3 protein-coding genes (1 of these 3 only partly in view) are annotated in these 21,055 nt (G+C 73.6%); 2 read left to right on the top strand and 1 reads right to left on the bottom strand.

The window, feature by feature from the left end; genetic code table 11:
- Positions 1 to 89 precede the first annotated feature (89 nt).
- The gene (locus B1H29_RS34815; protein WP_079160632.1) at positions 90 to 1,199 is read left to right on the top strand and encodes an ATP-binding cassette domain-containing protein; all 1,110 of its coding nucleotides are present in this window, start codon (positions 90 to 92) and stop codon (positions 1,197 to 1,199) included.
- 31 nt (positions 1,200 to 1,230) lie between these two features.
- Entirely contained in the window at positions 1,231 to 2,067 is an 837-nt protein-coding gene (locus tag B1H29_RS34810) for an ABC transporter permease (RefSeq protein WP_055420168.1), read from the top strand.
- 737 nt (positions 2,068 to 2,804) lie between these two features.
- Here B1H29_RS34810 and B1H29_RS34805 read toward each other — a convergent pair.
- Positions 2,805 to 21,055: the 3' portion of a type I polyketide synthase gene (locus tag B1H29_RS34805; RefSeq protein ID WP_079160631.1), read on the bottom strand. Its footprint extends 14,041 nt past the window's final position; only the last 18,251 of its 32,292 coding nucleotides appear in the window; the start codon falls outside the window, past its right edge; the stop codon is at positions 2,805 to 2,807.

Raw genomic sequence — 21,055 nt, 5'->3', positions numbered from 1 at the left:
TCGGCCGGTGCGTACCCCTTGTCCTCGCGGGCCGGCCGTCGGCCGCCCGTCGTCCACCCTGTGTCCCACCATCAGCGGGAGAACACCTCATGAGCGGGCTCGTCACGCCCTCCGCGCCCCGGCCCGGTCCCGGCGGCAAGTCCGGTTCCGGTTCGATCACCGGTCCCGGTCCGATCACCAATCCTGGGTCGTTTTCCGGTCCTGGGTCGTTTTCCGGTTCCGGTTCCGGTTCCGGTTTCGGTCTCGGTTCCGGTGAGCTGGTGATCGAGGCGGACGCGGTGGGGAAGTCGTTCGGCTCGGTGCCCGCGCTGGAGTCGGTCAGCGTCAGCGCCCGCCGGGGTACGGTCCTGGCACTGCTGGGCCACAACGGGGCCGGCAAGACCACCCTGGTCAACATCCTCACCACGGCCCTGCCGCCGTCCTCGGGCCGGGCCCGGGTCGCGGGGTTCGACGTGGCCCGCGACCCCGCGGAGATCCGTCGCCGCATCGGTCTCACGGGGCAGTTCGCCTCCGTGGACGGGCAGCTCAGCGGGCGGGACAACATCGTCCTGATCGCCCGCCTCCTCGGGGCGGGGCGCCGGGCGGCCCGCTCCCGCGCCGACGAGTTGCTGGATCTGTTCCAGCTCACCGGCGTCGCCGACCGGCGGGCGAGCGGCTACTCGGGCGGTCTGCGGCGCCGGCTGGACCTGGCGGTGTCCCTGGTGGGCTCGCCCGAGGTGCTGTTCCTCGACGAACCGACCACGGGGCTCGACCCGTCGAGCCGGCTGAACCTCTGGGAGATCGTGGAGGGTCTGGTCGAGCAGGGCACGACGGTCCTGCTGACCACCCAGTACCTGGAGGAGGCGGACCGCCTCGCCGACACGATCGCCGTGCTCTCCGCCGGACGGGTCGTCGCCGCCGGCACCGCCGAGGAGCTCAAGGCCACCGTCGGCCACCGCACCGTGACCCTCACCCTCGGCACCGACGAAGCCCCGCCGCTGGCGGGCGCCGCGCTGCGTGCCGCCGGGTTCGCCCCGGTCAACGGCGAGGAGGGCACCCGCAGCCTGGCCGTCCCGATCGACGCCACCCGGGAGATCGCGGACATCGTCCGCGCCCTGGACCAGGTGGGCGTCGAGGCCACCGAGCTGACGTTCGGCGAGCCGACGCTCGACGACGTGTACCTGACCCTCGCCGAGCAGTCCGCCGGGAGCCCGGCGTGACCGCTCCTGGACGCCTTCTGTGGAGGACCCCTTGACCACCCAGCTCACCCCGGCCGCTCCCCCGGCCGCGGCCCTCGAGGGGCCGGCCTTCGGCGGGAGTTCGTTCGTCACCCAGGTACGGGTGCTGACCGGACGGTCGCTGCGGGCGATGGTGACCGACCCGGGCATCGTGCTCTTCGGCCTCATCCAGCCGGTGGTCATCCTGTTCGTGCTGACGCAGGTGTTCAGCAAGATGGGCATGCCCCCGCACTTCCCGGGCGGTGTCAGCTACCTCGACTACGTCCTGCCCGCCGTCCTGGTGGACAACGCCGCCCAGTCGGCGATGCAGTCCGGCGTGGGCCTGGTGGAGGACCTCAGGAACGGCGTGGTCGCCCGGTTGCGCTCGCTGCCGGTGCACCCCGGGGCGCTGCTCGCCGCGCGCAGCCTGGTGGGGCTGGTGCGCAGCGCCGTGCAGGTCCTCGTCATCATGGTGCTGGCGATGACGGTGCTGGGCTACTCCCCCAACGGCGGCCTCGCCGAACTGGCGCTGTCCGGCGGGCTGACGCTGTTCATCAGCTTCTCCCTGGGCTGGGCCTTCATCGCCGCGGGCGCCTGGCTGCGGCGGGCCGAGCCCCTGCAGAATCTCGCCCTCGTCGTGATCTTCCCGCTGATGTTCGCCTCCAGTGCGTACGTGCCGGTCGCCGACCTGCCCGGCTGGCTCGCCGCCGTGGCCCACGTCAATCCGCTGACGTACGCCATCGACGCGACCCGTGCGCTCGCGCTGGACGTGCCGGGCCTGGACCACGCGATACCCGCGCTGGTCATCGGCGCGGTGATCAGCGCGGCGGGCGCGCTCGCCGCCCTGGCCGGGTTCCGCCGGCCGCTCTGACCCCCGCACGGCTCCCCCGACGTGCGGGGGCCCGGCCCGTGGGCGCTGACCGGCGCCCACGGGCCTTTCGTGTGTCTACGGGCTCTCGTGCGTGCGCGTGCCTTCGTGCGTGCGCGTGCCTTCGTGCGCGCGCGTGCCTTCGTGCGCGCGCGTGCCTTCGCGCGCGGGCCTGCCGTCGTGCGCGCCTGCCTTCGTGCGCGCGCCGGCCATCTGGCCTACGCCTGCCTTCGCCGGTGCGCCTGCCTTCGTCCGTGCGTGACGCCCTCGTGCGTGGGTGGCTCGGGCTCACCGCGGTGGCCAGGACGAGGGCCGTGAGTCGTCCCACCGGGGAACGCCTTGGCGGGTTACGGTTCCGGGCGTTCAGGTCGGGGCGGGACGGGTCGGGGCGGAGAGCGGTGCCGGCGAGCCGCCGTACGGGGCGTCGAGGTGTCCTGCCCGTTCCGGTCACGCGCCGGGGCCAAACAGGCAGCGGGCCGATGCGCAGGCGGCGCGGAACCGCTGGCCGGGGCCGCGGGGCGGGTGCCCGCACCGTCGTGTGACGGGCAGGCTCCGAACGGCGAACGGACGCGGGGCGGGAACGGGCGGGACGCACGGCGGGAAGGGAACCGGAGCCCGCAGCGGGAACGGGGCCGAGGCTCGCGGGGCGGGGGAACGGGACCGGACGGGCGGCGGAACGGGAACGCCCGCCCGGCCGGTGGCCGGGCGGGCGGGGATGGGTGGGATGGTCCCCGTCGCCCCTACGACAGCCCGAGTTCGTTGTCCAGCAGGTCGAAGACCTCCTCGTCCGTCGCGGAGTCGAAGTCGAAGCCCTCCTCCTCCCCGGACGCGGACGCCTCGGCGCGCCGCGACTGCCACTTGCTGCGGAGCACCTCCAGCCGGCCCGCGACCTGTTCGAACAGCTCGGCACCCACCTCGAGCCCGGTGATGCTCCGCTCCAGCCGGTCCAGTTCGGCGAGGACCGCCTCCGGACCGTCCGCCGGGGCCGGGGCTACCTTGGCGTACAGGTGGGCGACGAGTTCGCTGGGCGTCGGGTAGTCGAACAGGAGGGTGGCGGGGAGCCGTACGCCGGTGAGTGCGCCGAGCCGGTTGCGGAGTTCGACCGAGGTCAGCGAGTCGAACCCGAGATCCTGGAAGGCCCGGGTCGGTTCGACGTCGTTCAGGCCGGCGTGGCCCAGGACGGCGGCGATCTGACAGCGCACCAGGTCCAGCAGCACTTCCTGCGCCTCCGCGGGGGTACGGCCGGACAGCCGCTGGGCGAGGTCCGCGGCGGTGGCCGCGGCGTCCTGCGCGGTGGCGGCGCGCCTGGCCGGCCCCCGGACCAGGGCCCGGAGCAGGGGCGGCACCTCGCCGCGGGCCCGCAGCGCCCCCGGGTCCAGCCGTACGGGCAGTACCGCCGTCGGTCCGGTCCGGCCTGCCGTCACCGCGTCGAAGAGGGCGAGGCCCTCTTCCGGCGTCAGCGGCGGCATGCCCGCCCGGTTCATGCGGGCGGTGTCCGCCTCGGACAGCGTGCCGGTCATGCCGCTGCCCCGGGTCCAGGGGCCCCAGCCGAGGGACAGCGCGGGGAGCCCGCGGTCCGTGCGGTACCGGGCGAGGGCGTCCAGGAAGGCGTTGCCCGCGGCGTAGTTGGCCTGGCCGGCGTTGCCGAGCGTGCCGGCCACGGAGGAGAACAGCACGAAGGCGTCGAGGGTAAGGCCCTCGGTGGCCTCGTGGAGGTGCCAGGCGGCGTCCGCCTTGGGCCGCAGTACGGCGGACAGGCGCTCGTCGGTGAGGGAGCCGATCGCCCCGTCGTCCAGGACGCCCGCCGTGTGGATCACGGCGCGCAGCGGTCGGTCGTCGGGTACGCCGGACAGCAGCCGGTCGACCGCGGCCCGGTCGGTGACGTCGCAGGCGGCGACGGTGACGCGGGCACCGGCCGCTTCCAGGTCGGCGGCGAGTCCGGCCGCGCCGTCGGCGTCCGGGCCGCGCCGGCTGACCAGCAGCAGGCTGCGGACGCCGTGTTCGGCCACGAGGTGGCGTGCGACGGTGGCGCCGAGGCCGCCCGTGCCGCCGGTGACCAGGACGGTTCCGTCGGGGTCCCAGCCGGCCGGCCCCCGGTCCGGGTCCTGGGCCGGGGCCGGCACGCGGACCAGCCTGGGAACCGTCAGCCGGCCCTCGCGGAGCGCGAGCTGCGGTTCGGCGGAGGTGAGCGCGGCGTCCGGGACCGGCGTACCGGCGGTGTCGTCCGGCTCGCCGGGCCGGGTGCCGATGTCCGGGTCGAGCAGGTCCAGCAGGGTGAACCGTCCGGGGTGCTCCGCCTGCGCGGCGCGGACGAGCCCCCATACGGCGGCGGCGGCCGGGTCGGTGCCGTCGGTCGCGCCGCGGGTGACGATGACCAGCCGGGAGTCGGCGAACCGCTCGTCGTCGAGCCAGGTCCGGATCGTGCCGAGGGTGCGGGCGGTCGCCGCGTGGGCGGTGCGCACAAGGTCCGGCGCTGCCGCTGGGGACGTTCCGCTCCCGGTGCCTGTGCACACCGGCAAGAGGACCACCGGCGGGAGCGGTCCGTCCGCCGCCGCGGCGGCGAGGGCGGCGGCGTCGGCGTGGCGGCCGCCGGGCACGGCACCGGCAGTGGCGGAGCCGTCGGTGGCGGGACCGTCAGTGGGGGCGGCGTGCCCGGTGGCGGCCACGCGCACGGTGGCGGCCACGTCCACGGTGTGGGCGTCCGGTCCGATCACGGCGACCGGTCCGGCCTGCGCCACCGGGTCCCGGGAGCCCTCCGGTTCGGTGACCCACTCCAGGGTGAACAGGGAGTTGCGCGTGGAGTCCGTACCGGCGCCGGACTGCTCGGCGGAGATCGGGCGGGTCGCCAGTGAGGCGACGGTGGCGACGGGGGCGCCGGTGCCGTCGGCGACGGCTATGGCGAGGGTGCCGTCGTCGGCCCGGGAGAGCCGGATGCGTACGGCGGAGGCGCCGACCGCGTGCAGGGTGACGCCGTTCCAGGAGAACGGGACCTCACCGCCGCCGGCCCGGTCCGCGGCCCCCGGGTCATCGGCGCCGGCGAGTGCGGTGGCGTGCAGGGCGGCGTCGAAGAGCGCCGGGTGCAGGCCGAAGGCGCCGCCGTCGGTGCCGTCGGGCAGGGCGGCCTCGGCGTACACCTCGCCGTCCCGAATCCAGGCGGCCCGAAGGCCCTGGAACACCGGGCCGTAGACGAAGCCGGCGTCCTCGAAGCGCTCGTAGAGGCCTGTGGTGTCCAGCGGCCGGGCGTCCGTGGGCGGCCAGACGGAGGCGTCGAAGGCCGGGGCGTCGCCGTCCCGGCCGGCCGCGTCGGCCGGGGCGGGTGCGAGGGTGCCCTCGGCGTGCGACGTCCAGGGGGCGTCGGGGTCGGCGGCGGGCCGGGAGTGGATGCCCACGGTGCGGCGGCCGGATGCGTCCGGGGCGGCGACGCCGACCTGGAGGTGGACCGTGCCCCGGGCGGGCAGTGCCAGCGGCGCGCCCAGGGTGAGTTCCTCCACGTGGTCGCAGCCGAGTTCGGCGCCGGCGTGCGCCGCGAGTTCGAGCAGGGCGGTGCCCGGCACGAGGACGTTGCCCATGACGACGTGGTCGGCGAGCCAGGCGTGGGTGCCCGCCGAGAGGCGGCCGGTGAACAGGTGCCCGTCCGATCCGGCGAGTTCCACGGCTCCGCCGAGGAGCGGGTGTCCGGCGGGCATCAGGCCGGCGGCCTCCGCCCCGGCGCCCAGGGTCATCTCCGTGGGCCAGTACCGCCGCCGCTGGAAGGCGTAGGTCGGCAGGTCCAGCCGGTGGGCGCCCAGTCCGTCGAAGAACGCCGTCCAGTCGACGGGGACGCCGTGCCCGTGCAGCCGGGCGAGGGCGTCCACGAACGCCGTCTCACCGGGCAGGGTGCGGCGCTGGGCGGCGACCGTCACGGCGGGGTCGGGCAGCGACTCGCGGGCCATGGCGGACGCCACCGCGTCCGGGCCCAGTTCGAGGAACCGGGTGACGCCCTCGGCGTGGAGGCTGCGGACGCCGTCGCCGAAGCGGACGGCGTCGCGCACGTGGCGCACCCAGTACTCGGGGGAGCACAGCTCGTCGGCGGTGGCGAGGGCACCGGTCAGGTTGGACACGACGGGCAGCCCGGGCGGCTGCGGCGACAGCCCCTCCACCACGGCACGGAAGGCGTCCAGCATCGGTTCCATCAGGGACGAGTGGAAGGCGTGCGACACGCGCAGGGCGGTCGTACGGCGTCCCTGCCCGCGGAGGGCGGCGGTGACCTTCTCGACGTCCGCCTCGGCACCCGACACGACGACGGAGGCGGGACCGTTGACCGCCGCGACGGAGACGCCGTCGGTCAGCAGCGGCAGCACCTCCGCCTCGGTGGCCTGCACCGCGGCCATCGCACCGCCGGCCGGCAGGGCCTGCATCAGCCGGCCGCGGGCGGCCACCAGGGCGCAGGCGTCCTCGAGGGTGAACACCCCGGCGGCATGGGCGGCCGCGACCTCGCCGATCGAGTGCCCGGCGACGTACTCGGGGGTGACGCCGAGGGACTCGGCCAGGCGGTACAGGGCGACGCCGAGGGCGAACAGTCCGGCCTGGGCGTACGCGGTGCCGTTCAGGACCTCCTCGTCGTCGCCCCACAGGACCTCCCGCAGGGGTGGGCCGTCCAGGTGCTCGTCCAGTGCGGCGCACACGGCGTCGAAGGCCCCGGCGAAGACCGGGAAGCGCCCGTGCAGGTCGCGTCCCATGCCGAGCCGCTGGGAGCCCTGGCCGGGGAAGAGGACGGCGAGCCGTCCCTCCCCGGCTGTCGTCGTGGGCTCCTCACCGCGTGCGACGGAGCGCAGGGCGGTCAGCAGGGCGCCCCGCTCCGCGCCGACGACCGCGACCCGGTGCTCGAACGCCGCGCGGGTCGTGGCCAGCGAGTAGGCCACGTCCCTGGGACGGAAGGTGTCGTCGTCGTCCGCGTCCTGAGCGTGGGTCAGCAGCCGTTCGGCCTGGGCGCGCAGGGCGTCCCGGTCGCGGGCGGACAGCAGCCACGGGACGACGGGCGCGGGCCCGTCCTCCGGGGAGCGGTCGGCCGGTGCGGGGGCCTGCGGGACAGCCGGCGCGGTGGCCGGCGGGGCGGCCGGTGCCTGTTCGACGATGACGTGGGCGTTGGTGCCGCTGATGCCGAAGGAGGAGACGCCCGCACGCCGCGGACGGCCGGTGTCCTCCCACTGCCGGGGCTCGGTCAGCAGCTCGACGGAACCGGTGCTCCAGTCGACCTGGTCGCTGGGCTCGTCCACGTTGAGGGTGGCGGGCAGTACGCCGTGCCGCATGGCCATCACCATCTTGATGACGCCTGCCACGCCCGCGGCGGCCTGCGTGTGGCCGATGTTCGACTTGACCGAGCCGAGCCACAGCGGCCGTCCCTCGGGCCGGTTCTGCCCGTAGGTGGCGAGCAGCGCCTGGGCCTCGATCGGGTCGCCGAGGGTGGTTCCGGTGCCGTGGGCCTCCACGGCGTCGACCTGGTCGGCGCCGAGCCGCGCGTTGGCGAGTGCCTGGCGCACCACACGGCGCTGGGAGGGGCCGTTGGGCGCCGTGAGCCCGTTGCTCGCGCCGTCCTGGTTGACGGCGGAGCCGCGGACCACGGCCAGCACCTCGTGGCCGTTGCGCCGGGCGTCGGAGAGCCGCTCGACGACGAGGAATCCGGCGCCCTCGGAGAACCCGGTGCCGTCGGCCGACGCGGCGAACGACTTGCAGCGGCCGTCGGGTGACAGGCCGCCCTGACGTCCGAACTCGACGAACACGCCGGGTGTGGAGAGCACGGTGACACCGCCGGTCACGGCGAGCGAGCAGTCGCCCTGGCGCAGCGCCTGCACCGCGAGGTGCAGCGCGACCAGGGAGGAGGAGCAGGCCGTGTCGACGGACACCGCCGGCCCTTCCAGTCCGAGCCGGTAGGCGACGCGTCCGGTGACGACGCTGCCGTTGCCGTCGCTGCCCGGGTAGTCGTGGTACATCACGCCGGCGAAGACTCCGGTACGGCTGCCCTTGAGCGAGGTGGGGTCGATGCCCGCGCGCTCCAGCGCCTCCCAGGTGGTCTCCAGGGCGAGTCGCTGCTGCGGGTCCATGCCGAGGGCCTCGCGCGGTGAGACGCCGAAGAAACCGGCGTCGAAGTCGGCCGCCCCGTCGAGGAAGCCGCCCTCCCGGGCGTAGTAGCCGTCGGGGTGCCTGGCCTCGGGGTCGCGCAGGACGGACAGGTCCCAGCCCCGGTCCTCCGGGAACGGCGCGATCGCGTCCCCGCCGGACGTCACCAGCCGCCACAGGTCCTCGGGCGAGGAGACCCCGCCCGGGTAGCGGCAGGCCATGCCGACGATGGCGATCGGCTCGTGCTGCGCGGCGGTGAGCCTGCGGTTGTCCCGGCGCAGCCGGGCGGTCTCGGCTCGGGCGGCGCGCAGCGCGTCGGGTGTCTCGGAGCCTTCGGCGTGCCCGGGACGGTCCGGGGCCGCTGCCGCCGCCCCGTCTTCTACGGGTGCGGGCGTACCGGGCGTCCCGGTGCGGCCGGTGATCATGTCGGGGTCGGTGTCGGTATGCGGGTGAGCGTACGGATCCGCTTCCGGGCCGGTGTACGGATCCGCTTCCGGGCCGGTGTACGGATCCGCTTCCGGGCCGGTGTACGGATCCGTGTCCGGCTCCTCCCAGCCGGCGATCGCTTCCGCCGTCGCGGCGCCGTCGTCCTCGGCCAGGCCGAGGAGGACGTCCACGAGGCCGGCGTCCCGCAGTCGCCTGGTCGGGATCGACCGCAGCGCGCGGCGGATGCCGTCCTCACCGTCGGAGCCGTCCGTGTCCGCTTCCGGCTCCGGGTAGGCGGCGGCGAGTTCGGCCACCACGTAGTCGGTGACGGCGAGGGCGTTGGGGTGGTCGAAGACGAGGGTGGCGGGGAGCCGGAGCCCGGTGAGGGTGTTGAGCTGGTTGCGCAGTTCGGTCGCGGCCAGCGAGTCGAAACCCAGCTCCTGGAAGGCCCGGTCCGGTGCGATGGCCTCGGCCGAACCGTGCCCCAGCACCGACGCCACCTGCGCCCGCACCGACCTCAGTACCGTGCGGTGCCGCTCGGCCGGCGCGAGGGCGGCCAGCCGCTGCGCCGGAGCCTCCTGCGGGTTTGGCTCGGCGCCCGCGGCCGCCCGGCGGACGGAAGGCGCGAGGGCGCGGAGGAGGGCGGGGACGTCGTCGGTCCGGGTGCGCAGGGCCCCGGTGTCGACCCGCAGCGGCACGACCGTCGCCTCCGCACGGTCCAGACCGGCCGCGAACAACGCCAGCCCCGCCTCACCGGAGAGCACCGGCAGACCCTGCGACGCCATCCGCCGCCGGTCCACCTCACCTAGGAACCGCCCCAGCCCCGCACCCACATCCCAGAAACCGAACGCCATCGACGTCGCCGGCAGACCCTCCGCCCGCCGACGCACCGCCAACGCGTCCAGGAACACATTCGCCGCCGCGTAATTGCCCTGCCCCGCCGTCAGCACCAGACCACCCGCCGACGAGAACAACACGAACGCCGCCAGATCCAGCCCCCGCGTCGCCTCGTGCAGCCACCACGCACCATCCGCCTTCGGCCCCAGCACACCATCCACCCGCTCCGGCGACAACGCACCCACCAGACCGTTGTCCCCCACACCAGCCGCATGCACCACCGCCAGCAGACCACGCCCCGCCACCAACGACGTCACGAGCGAGCCGACGGCGTCACGGTCCGACACGTCACACGCCAGGATGTCCACCCGGGCACCGAGCGCGGCGAGTTCGTCGGCGAGTTCGGCAGCGCCGGGGGCGTCGGGGCCCCGCCGGGAGGTCAGGACCAGGTCCCGCACCCCACGCTCGGCCACCAGATACCGGGCGACCACCGCACCCAGACCACCGGTGCCGCCCGTGATCAGCACCGCACCCGGACCATCCAGCGCGGGCACCGCCCCTTCGACACCATCCGCGGTCTCCGGGCCGAAAGACGGCAACCGGACCAGACGGGGCACGAGAACCGCACCCTCCCGCACCGCGACCTCCGACTCCCCCGCGACCACGGCCGCCACCGCAGCGTCCAGCTCCGCAGCGTCCGTCCCACCCTCCACGTCGACCAGGGCGAAACGGCCCGGGTTCTCCGCCAGCGCGGCACGCACCAGACCCCACACCGGAGCCTGCACCACATCACCCGCGGCATCACCCACCGCGACCGCACCCCGCGTCACCACCACCAGACGCGAACCGGCAAACCGCTCCCCCGCCAGCCACGCCTGCACCACACCCAACACCCGATGCAGCACCGACCGCACACCCACCGGCACATCACCACCAGCCACACCAGCCACATCGGATGCACCAGCCACACCAGATGCACCACAGTCCAGCACCACCGTCGACGGCACCTCACCGCCCCCGGCCACGTCCTCCCACGACACCCAAGCGGCAGGGGAAGTGTCGCCGGCGGTTCCCGGGACCCACTCAATGCCGTACAGCGCACCGGAATCCCCCGGTGCGGCGCCGAGCTGGCCGGCCGCCACCGGACGTCCCATCATGGACGCGACGGACATCACCGGCGCACCCGTCACGTCGGCCACCGCCAGGCGCATGCCGCCGTCGGGTGCGGTGTCGACGCGGACGCGGATGGCGGCGGCACCGGCCGCGTGCAGCCGCACACCGTTCCAGGCGAACGGAATCACCGTCTCGCCCCCACCGTCGTTCAGGATCGCCGCATGCATCGACGCGTCCAGCAACGCCGGGTGCAGACCGAACCCACCGGCCTCACCCACCGACTCCCGCTCCAACGCCACCTCGGCGAACAGTTCCTCACCCCGCCGCCACGCAGCCCGAAGCCCCCGGAACACCGGCCCGTACCCGTACCCACGCTCACGGAAGACCTCGTACGCACCCTCCACCGGCACCACCTCGGCACCCACCGGAGGCCACTGCACCAGATCGAACTCCGCCGGCACCACACCCTCCACCAGGAACCCCGAAGCATGCATGGTCCAGTCCTGTCCGGTGTCCTCCGGACGGGAGTAGACGGCGACCGTGCGGCGGCCGGCGGTCGCCGGGCCGGCCACCACGCGGACCTGGACGCCGCCTCGCCCGGGCAGGACCAGTGGTCCGGCCAGGGTCAGTTCCTCCAGCGTCGCGCAGCCGACCGACTCTCCTGCGGACAGGGCCAGTTCGACCAGCACTGCGCCCGGCAGCAGGGTGCGGCCGAGGACCACGTGGTCGGCCAGCCACGGCTGCGCCTCCACCGACAACCGGCCCGTCAGCACCACACCACCCGAGTCCGGCAGTGCCACCACCGCACTGAGCAACGGATGGTCGGACGCGTCCAGTCCGGCCCCGGCCGGGACGGTGCCGGCGCCGTCCGTGGCGTGCAGCCAGTAGCGCTGCCGCTGGAAGGCGTACGTCGGCAGGTCCACCGTCCGGGCACCGGTGCCGGCGAAGTACGCGGCCCAGTCGACGGTCGTGCCCTCACTGTGCAGCCGTCCGAGGGCGGCGAGGAGGGCGTCGGCCTCGGCCCGGCCCTTGCGGGCGACCGCCACCAGCAGGAGGTCGCTGTCGTCGCCGTCGTCCAGGCAGGCGCGTGCCATGCCGGTCAGGACCGCCTCGGGACCGAGCTCGACGCAGCGGCCGACTCCGGCGGTGCGCAGGGCAAGGATCCCGTCGGCGAAGCGCACGGCCTCACGGACATGGGTCACCCAGTAGTCGGGCGTGGTGAGTTCGCCGGGGGCGGCGATGCGGCCGGTCACGTTGGAAACGAGGGGCAGTCGAGGTTCGGCGTAGGACAGGTTCCGCAGGGTCTTTTGGAACTCGTCGAGCATGGGTTCCATCAGCGGCGAGTGGAAGGCATGGGACACCCGCAGCCGGGACGTGCGACGCCCCCGCCCGCGGAACACCTCCGCCACCGCCTCCACCACGGCCTCGACACCCGACACCACCACCGACGACGGCCCGTTCACGGCCGCCACCGACACCTCGTCGGTCAGATGCGGGAGGACCTCCGCCTCCGTCGCCTCGACCGCCACCATCGCACCACCGGCCGGCAACGCCTGCATCAGGCGGCCACGCGCGGCCACCAACACACACGCGTCCGCGAGCGAGAACACCCCCGCCACATGCGCCGCCGCCACCTCACCGATCGAATGACCGGCCACGTAGTCCGGCCGCACACCCCAGGCGTCGAGAAGCCGGTACAGCGCGACCTCCAGGGCGAACAAGGCCGCCTGGGCATACACCGTCCCGTTCAGCACGTCCTCGTCGTCACCCCACACGACCGCACGCAACGGCCGCTCCAGGTGCTCGTCCAAGCCCGCACACACCGCGTCGAACGCCTCCGCGAACACCGGGAAACGAGCGTGCAGTTCACGACCCATACCGAGCCGCTGCGACCCCTGGCCGGAGAACAGGAGGGCGAGTGAGCCGTCGTCGCGGGCGGTGCCCTCCAGGACCGAGGGTGCGGACGTGCCGCGGGACAGGGCGGTCAGCCCGGCGAGCAGCTCGTCGCGGCCGGTGCCGAGTACGACCGCGCGGGACTGCAGCGCGGTGCGGGACGTGGCCAGTGCGTAGGCGGTGTCGAGGGGGTGCTGCTCCGGGCGGTCGGTCAGATGGTCGAGGAGCCGCCCCGCCTGGGCGCGCAGCGCCTCGGGGGTCGCGGCGGACAGCATCCACGGCAGTGCGGCTGCCCGGGGCGTGCCCTCGCCCTCACCTTCGCCTGCGTCGTGCGCCGGGCGCGGCTCGGAGGCGCCCGGTACGGGAGTGGGGCCCTGTTCCAGGACGACGTGCGCGTTGGTGCCGCTGAGCCCGAACGCCGAGACGCTCGCGCGGCGCGGGTGGGCGCCGGTCGGCCAGGGGCGTTCCTCGACGACCAGTTCCGCGTTGCCCTCGGACCAGTCGACGTGGGGCGAGGGCCGGTCGACGTGCAGGGTGCGCGGCACGGTGCCGTGCTCCATGGCCATCACCATCTTGATGACACCGGCGACACCGGCTGCGGCCTGTGCGTGGCCGATGTTCGATTTGATGGAACCGAGGAGCAGCGGCCGGTCGGCGGGCCGGTCCTGACCGTAGGTGGCCAGCAGGGCCTGTGCCTCGATGGGGTCGCCCAGGGTCGTGCCGGTGCCGTGTGCCTCGACGACGTCGACCTCGGCGGCGGCGACCCCGGCGGTCTCCAGCGCCTGACGGATGACACGCTGCTGCGAGGGTCCGTTGGGGGCCGTGAAGCCGTTGGACGCGCCGTCCTGGTTGACGGCGGTGCCCCGGACGACGGCGAGGACGCGGTGCCCATTGCGTACGGCGTCGGAGAGCCGCTCGACGAGGAGGACGCCGACGCCCTCGGACCAGCCGACGCCGTCGGCCGCGCCCGCGAACGCCTTGCACCGGCCGTCCGCGGAGAGACCGCGCTGCCGGCTGAACTCGACGAACATGCCGGGAGTCGACATGACCGTCGCGCCGCCGGCCACGGCGAGTGAGCACTCGCCCGACCGCAGGGCCTGGACCGCGAGGTGCAGCGCCACGAGGGAGGAGGAGCAGGCCGTGTCGACGGTGACGGCCGGGCCCTCCCAGCCGTAGGTGTACGACAGCCGGCCGGACACCACGCTGCCGCCCGCGGTGCCGGAGGGCGACACGTTGAGGGCGTAGTCGTGGTACATCACGCCGGCGAAGACGCCCGTGCGGCTGCCCTTGAGCGAGGTGGGGTCGATGCCCGCGCGCTCCAGCGCCTCCCAGGAGGTCTCCAGGAGCAGTCGCTGCTGCGGGTCCATGTACAGGGCCTCGCGCGGCGAGATGCCGAAGAACCCGGGGTCGAACTGGGCCGCGTCGTGGAGGAAGCTGCCCCTGCGGGTGTAGCTCTTGCCCTCCTTGCCCGGCTCGGGGTCGTAGAGTCCCTCGATGTCCCAGCCGCGATCACCGGGCAGGTCGGAGACGGTGTCGACGCCGTCGGCGACCAGCCGCCACAGGTCCTCGGGGGAGGTGACCCCGCCCGGGTACCGGCAGGCCATGCCGACGATCGCGATCGGCTCGTCGTCCACGGGCTTGGTGCCGGTGGCCGTTCGCGCCGCGTCCGTGGCCCGGAGCGACGGGCCCGCGAGCCTCGCCTCGATGTGTTCGGTGACGGCGAGGGCGTTGGGGTGGTCGAAGACGAGGGTGGCGGGGAGCCGGAGGCCGGTGAGGGTGTTGAGCTGGTTGCGCAGTTCGGTCGCGGCCAGCGAGTCGAAGCCCAGCTCCTGGAAGGCCCGGTCCGGTGCGATGGCCTCGGCCGAACCGTGCCCCAGCACCGACGCCACCTGCGCCCGGACCAGTTGGAGGACCGTACGGTGCCGTTCACCGGCGGTCAGGCCGGCCAGCCGGTCCGCGAGACCGCCCACCGCGCCGACGTCGGTGGCGGACGCCGCCTGACGTCGTGTCTCGGGTACGAGGGCGCGGAGGAGGGCGGGGACGTCGTCGGTCCGGGTGCGCAGGGCCCCGGTGTCGACCCGCAGCGGCACGACCGTCGCCTCCGCACGGTCCAGACCGGCCGCGAACAACGCCAGCCCCGCCTCACCGGAGAGCACCGGCAGACCCTGCGACGCCATCCGCCGCCGGTCCACCTCACCCAGGAACCGCCCCAGCCCCGCACCCACATCCCAGAAACCGAACGCCATCGACGTCGCCGGCAGACCCTCCGCCCGCCGACGCACCGCCAACGCGTCCAGGAACACATTCGCCGCCGCGTAATTGCCCTGCCCCGCCGTCAGCACCAGACCACCCGCCGACGAGAACAACACGAACGCCGCCAGATCCAGCCCCCGCGTCGCCTCGTGCAGCCACCACGCACCATCCGCCTTCGGCCCCAGCACACCATCCACCCGCTCCGGCGACAACGCACCCACCAGACCGTTGTCCCCCACACCAGCCGCATGCACCACCGCCAGCAGACCACGCCCCGCCACCAACGACGTCACGAGCGAGCCGACGGCGTCACGGTCCGACACGTCACACGCCAGGATGTCCACCCGGGCACCGAGCGCGGCGAGTTCGTCGGCGAGTTCGGCAGCGCCGTGGGCGTCGGGGCCCCGCCGGGAGGTCAGGACCAGGTCCCGCACCCCACGCTCCGCCACCAGATACCGGGCGACCACCGCACCCAGACCACCGGTGCCGCCCGTGATCAGCACCGCACCCGGACCATCCAGCGCGGGCACCGCCCCTTCGACACCATCCGCGGTCTCCGGGCCGAAAGACGGCAACCGGACCAGACGGGGCACGAGAACCGCACCCTCCCGCACCGCGACCTCCGACTCCCCCGCGACAACGGCCGCCACCGCAGCGTCCAGCTCCGCAGCCTCCGTCCCACCCCCCACGTCGACCAGGGCGAAACGGCCCGGGTTCTCCGCCAGCGCGGCACGCACCAGACCCCACACCGGAGCCTGCACCACATCACCCGCGGCATCACCCACCGCGACCGCACCCCGCGTCACCACCACCAGACGCGAACCGGCAAACCGCTCCCCCGCCAACCACGCCTGCACCACACCCAACACCCGATGCAGCACCGACCGCACACCCACCGGCACATCACCACCAGCCACACCAGCCACATCGGATGCACCAGCCACACCGGATGCACCACAGTCCAGCACCACCGTCGACGGCACCTCACCGCCCCCGGCCACGTCCTCCCACGACACCCACGCCTCGGAGGAAGCAGCGGACAGCGCGGGCATCCATTCGATCCCGTACAGCGCGCCGGACTCCTGGGCGGACGCGCCCAGTTGGCCGACCGACACCGGCCGCCCGGCCATGGACGCGACGGACATCACGGGAGCGCCGGTCGTGTCGGCCACCGACAGGGACACGGCACGGCCGTCCAACTTGCCGATGCGGACGCGGATGGCGGCGGCACCGGCCGCGTGCAGCCGCACACCGTTCCAGGCGAACGGAATCACCGTCTCGCCCCCACCGTCGTTCAGGATCGCCGCATGCATCGACGCGTCCAGCAACGCCGGGTGCAGACCGAACCCACCGGCCTCACCCACCGACTCCCGCTCCAACGCCACCTCGGCGAACAGTTCCTCACCCCGCCGCCACGCAGCCCGAAGCCCCCGGAACACCGGCCCGTACCCGTACCCACGCTCACGGAAGACCTCGTACGCACCCTCCACCGGCACCACCTCGGCACCCACCGGAGGCCACTGCACCAGATCGAACTCCGCCGGCACCACACCCTCCACCAGGAACCCCGAAGCATGCATGGTCCACGGGGCGTCGTCGGCACCCTCGGGGCGCGAGTAGACGGCGACCGTGCGATGGAGGTCATCCTGGGGGCCGGCCACCACGCGGACCTGGACGCCACCCTGCTCGGGCAGCACCAACGGCGCGGCCAGCGTCAGTTCCTCGAGTGTCGCGCAGCCCGCGGCCTCGCCCGCCGACAGGGCGAGTTCCACCAGGCCCGTACCAGGCAGCAGGGTGCGGCCGAGGACCACGTGGTCGGCCAGCCACGGCTGCGCCTCCACCGACAACCGGCCCGTCAGCACCACACCACCCGAGTCCGGCAGTCTCACCACCGCACCCAGCAGCGGGTGCCGGGACGCGTCGACACCGGCGGCACGGGCATCCAGCGCGGTGGCGGCGGCGCTGGTCTCCGGCCAGTAGCGCTGCCGCTGGAAGGCGTACGTCGGCAGGTCCACCGTCCGGGCACCGGTGCCGGCGAAGCATGCGGCCCAGTTCACCCGGACACCGGTGACATGCAGGCGGGCCAGCGCGGTCAGTGCCGCCGACTCCTCCTGGCGGTCCTTGCGCAGCACGGGTACCAGGAGCGCGTCGTCTCCGGCGCTCTCACGCGCCACAGCGCTCAGCACACCGTCGGGGCCCAGCTCCAGGAACCTGGTCACTCCCTGGTCCACCAGAGCCCGGACACCGTCGTCGAAACGCACGGCCTCACGCACATGGCTCACCCAGTAGGCGGGCGAAGCCAACTGCTCGTCATCGGCCACCGCGCCCGACACGTTCGACACCACAGGCATCCAAGGCGCCGCGTACGACAGCCCCTCGACGACCGCCCGGAACTCATCCAGCATGGGTTCCATCAGCGGCGAGTGGAAGGCATGGGACACCCGCAGCCGGGACGTGCGACGCCCCAGCCCACGGAACACCTCCGCCACCGCCTCCACCGCGGCCTCGACACCCGACACCACCACCGACGACGGCCCGTTCACCGCCGCGACCGACACCTCGTCGGTCAGATGCGGCAGGACCTCCGCCTCCGTCGCCTCGACCGCCACCATCGCACCACCGGCCGGCAACGCCTGCATCAGGCGGCCACGCGCAGCCACCAACACACACGCGTCCGCGAGCGAGAAGACACCGGCGACATGCGCGGCCGCCACCTCACCGATCGAATGACCGGCCACGAACTCCGGCCGCAGACCCCAGGCGTCGAGAAGCCGGTACAGCGCAACCTCCAGGGCGAACAAGGCCGCCTGGGCATACACCGTCCCGTTCAGCACGGCCTCGTCGTCACCCCACACGACCTCACGCAACGGCCGCTCCAGGTGCTCGTCCAAGCCCGCACACACCGCGTCGAACGCCTCCGCGAACACCGGGAAACGAGCGTGCAGTTCACGACCCATACCAAGCCGCTGCGAACCCTGGCCGGAGAACAGGAAGGCCGTACGGCCCGTGCCGGCCAGTCCTTCCACGACGCCCGCGTCCGGGACGCCCGCCGCGAGCGCCTCCAGGGCAGCCGACTTGTCCTTCGCCAGCACCACCGCACGGTGATCGAACACCGAGCGCCGCGTGGCCAGCGAGAACCCGAGGTCCACCGCACTGCCCCGCGCACCGCTTTCTTCCGTGTACTCCCGCAGTCGCTCGGCCTGCGCCCGCAGCGCGGCCCCGGTCCTGCCGGAGAGCACCCACGGCACGACGGCATCCGGTCCGACGGCATCCGGTCCGACGGCTTCGGCACCGTCTCCTGTCGGCGTGACTTCGGCTTCCGGCTGTTCGAGGATGACGTGGGCGTTGGTGCCGCTGATGCCGAAGGAGGACACACCCGCCCGACGCGGACCTTCCTCGTCCGACCACGGCACCGGCTCGGTCAGCAGCTCCACCGCACCCGCCGACCAGTCCACATGCGAGGACGGGGCGTCCACGTGCAGCGTCCGCGGCAGCACACCATGCCGCATCGCCATCACCATCTTGATCACACCGGCCACACCCGCAGCCGCCTGCGTATGCCCCAGGTTCGACTTCACCGAACCCAGCCACAACGGCCTCTCCTCCGGCCGGTCCTGCCCATAAGCGGCGATCAACGCCTGCGCCTCGATCGGGTCACCCAGCGTCGTACCCGTACCGTGCGCCTCCACCACATCCACATCACCGGCCGACAGACCACCACTGGCCAACGCCTGCCGGATCACCCGCTGCTGCGAAGGACCATTCGGCGCCGTCAGACCATTCGACGCACCATCCTGGTTCACCGCACTGCCCCGCACCACCGCCAGCACCCGATGACCGTTGCGCCGCGCATCCGACAACCGCTCCAGCACCAGCACACCGACACCCTCGGACCAACCCACCCCATCGGTCGAGTCGGAGAACGCCTTGCAGCGGCCGTCGGCGGAGAGGGCTCCCTGGCGGGAGAACTCGACGAACGCGGTGGGAGTGGCCATGACGGTGACACCACCGGCCACGGCGAGAGAGCACTCCCCGGAGCGCAGCGCCTGGGCCGCCCAGTGCAGGGCGACGAGGGACGACGAGCACGCCGTGTCCACCGTCACCGCCGGACCCTCGAATCCGAACGTGTAGGACACCCGGCCCGAGGCGATGCTGCCGGCGCTGCCGTTGCCGCGGTATCCCTCGTACTGCTCGTCGGCGAGGATGCTGCCGTAGTCGTTGTACATGACGCCGGCGAAGACGCCGGTCTGGCTGCCCCGCAGGGAGACCGGGTCCATCCCGGTCCGCTCGATCGCCTCCCACGTCGCCTCCAGCAGCAACCGCTGCTGCGCGTCCGTCGCCACCGCCTCCCGCGGACTCATCCCGAAGAAGTCCGGATCGAAGTCACCCGCATCGTGCAGGAAACCACCCGACCGCGTGTACGACGTCCCCGGCACCCCCCGGTCCGCGCTGTACAAGGACTCCACGTCCCACCCACGGTCCGACGGGAACTCCGACACCGCGTCCGCACCCTCGGACACCAGCCGCCACAGATCCTCCGGCGACGACACCCCACCCGGATAACGGCACGCCATCCCCACGATCACCACCGGATCGTCCGCCACCGACGGCAACGAGGCCACCGGCACGACGACATCGGGGACGGTGCCGAGCACGGTGTCCAGGAGGTGGGCGGCGAGCAGTTCGGCGGTCGGGTAGTCGAAGACCACCGTGGCGGGCAGCCGCAGTCCGGTCGCCTTGCCGAGCCGGTTGCGCAGTTCGACTGCTGTCAGTGAGTCGAAGCCCAGGTCCTGGAAGGCGCGGTCCGGGCGTACCGTCTGCGCGCCCGAGTGGCCGAGGACGAGTGCGATGTGGCCGCGCACGAGGTCCAGCATCGTCTCGCGGCGCTCGGTCTCGCCGAGCACGGACAACCGCTGGGCCAGTCCGGAGGTCTCGGCTGAGCCGGTGGCCGCCGTACGGCGCGCGTGGGTGCGGATCAGTCCGCTGAACAGCGGCGGGAGCTCTCCTTGGGCTCGCAACGCCGGGAAGTCGAGGCGCACGGGCAGCACGACCGGCGCGTCCGTGGCCATCGCCGCGTCGAAGAGAGCGACGCCCTGCTCAGCCGTCACCGGGGGCAGGCCCGAACGGGCGATGCGCCGGCGGTCGGTCTCCGACAGGGCCTGCGTCATGCCCGCGTCCTGCGACCACGGACCCCACACCAGCGAGACCCCCGGCAGACCGAGCCCACGACGATGCCGCACCAGAGCGTCGAGGAACGAGTTGCCGGCCGCGTAACCCGCCTGCCCCGCACTGCCGAACGTACCCGCCACCGACGAGAACACCACGAACGCCGCGAGATCCAACTCCCTGGTCGCCTCGTGCAGGTGCCACGCCCCGTCCACCTTCGGACGCAGCACACCCGCAAGCCGCTCAACCGTCAGCGACTCCACCACACCGTCGTCCAGGACACCCGCCGCATGCACCACGGCCCGCACCGGATACCGGCCCACCAGATCCGCCACCGCGGCAGCGTCAGCCACATCACAGGCCTCCACCACCACCCGGGCACCCAGCCCGGACAGCTCGGCCACCAAAGCATCCGCACCCTCGCCGGCCGCACCACGACGACTCACCAACAACAGGTCCCGCACACCGTGCTCGGCCACCAGATGACGGGCCACCACACGACCCAGACCACCCGTACCACCCGTCACCAAAACCGTGCCCTCAGCCCCGGCCACACCCCAGCCGGAATCATCCGCGCCGGACCCGGACACCACCCGCGCCAGACGAGGCACCAACACCTCACCACCACGCACCGCCACCTCGGCCTCGGCCTCACCCACGGCCAACGCCACCTTCAGCAACTCGGCCGACAGCACCACACCCGGCTCGACATCCAACAGACCGAACCGCCCCGGATGCTCCGAGACCGCCGACCTCACCAGACCCCACACCGCAGACCCGGCCAGGTCCTCACCCGCTACGACACCACGCGTGACGAACACCAGACGCGAGCCCGCACACCGCTCCTCCGCCACCCACGACCGCACCGACTCCAACGCCCAGGCGGCTGCTTCGTGCACGGAGTCGACGACACCGTCCGCGGTGCCGAGGACGTTGACGATCACCGTGCTCGGCACCTCAGCGGCCGTCAGTTCCTCCAGTGTGGGCACGGCGACCATGCCGTCCGCTTCGGTGAGCGGGTCGGCGGGGTCCTCGCCCAGTACCGTCGCCGGGGCCGAGGAGAGGGTCGGGTCCGTTGTTCCCCGGGCCGGCACCCAGTCCACTTGGTACAGGGCATCTCGAGCGGGTGAAACGAGCTGTCCGGCCGCGAGGGGACGCACGATCAGGGATGTCACCGACGCGACAGGAGCGCCGGCCGGGTCGGCCA

Origin of the sequence: Streptomyces pactum (genome assembly GCF_002005225.1) — a bacterium.
Taxonomy (GTDB): Bacteria; Actinomycetota; Actinomycetes; order Streptomycetales; family Streptomycetaceae; genus Streptomyces; species Streptomyces pactum_A.
The sequence above is the reverse complement of the archived record's forward strand: the minus strand, read 5'-3'. Positions and strand labels throughout refer to the sequence as shown.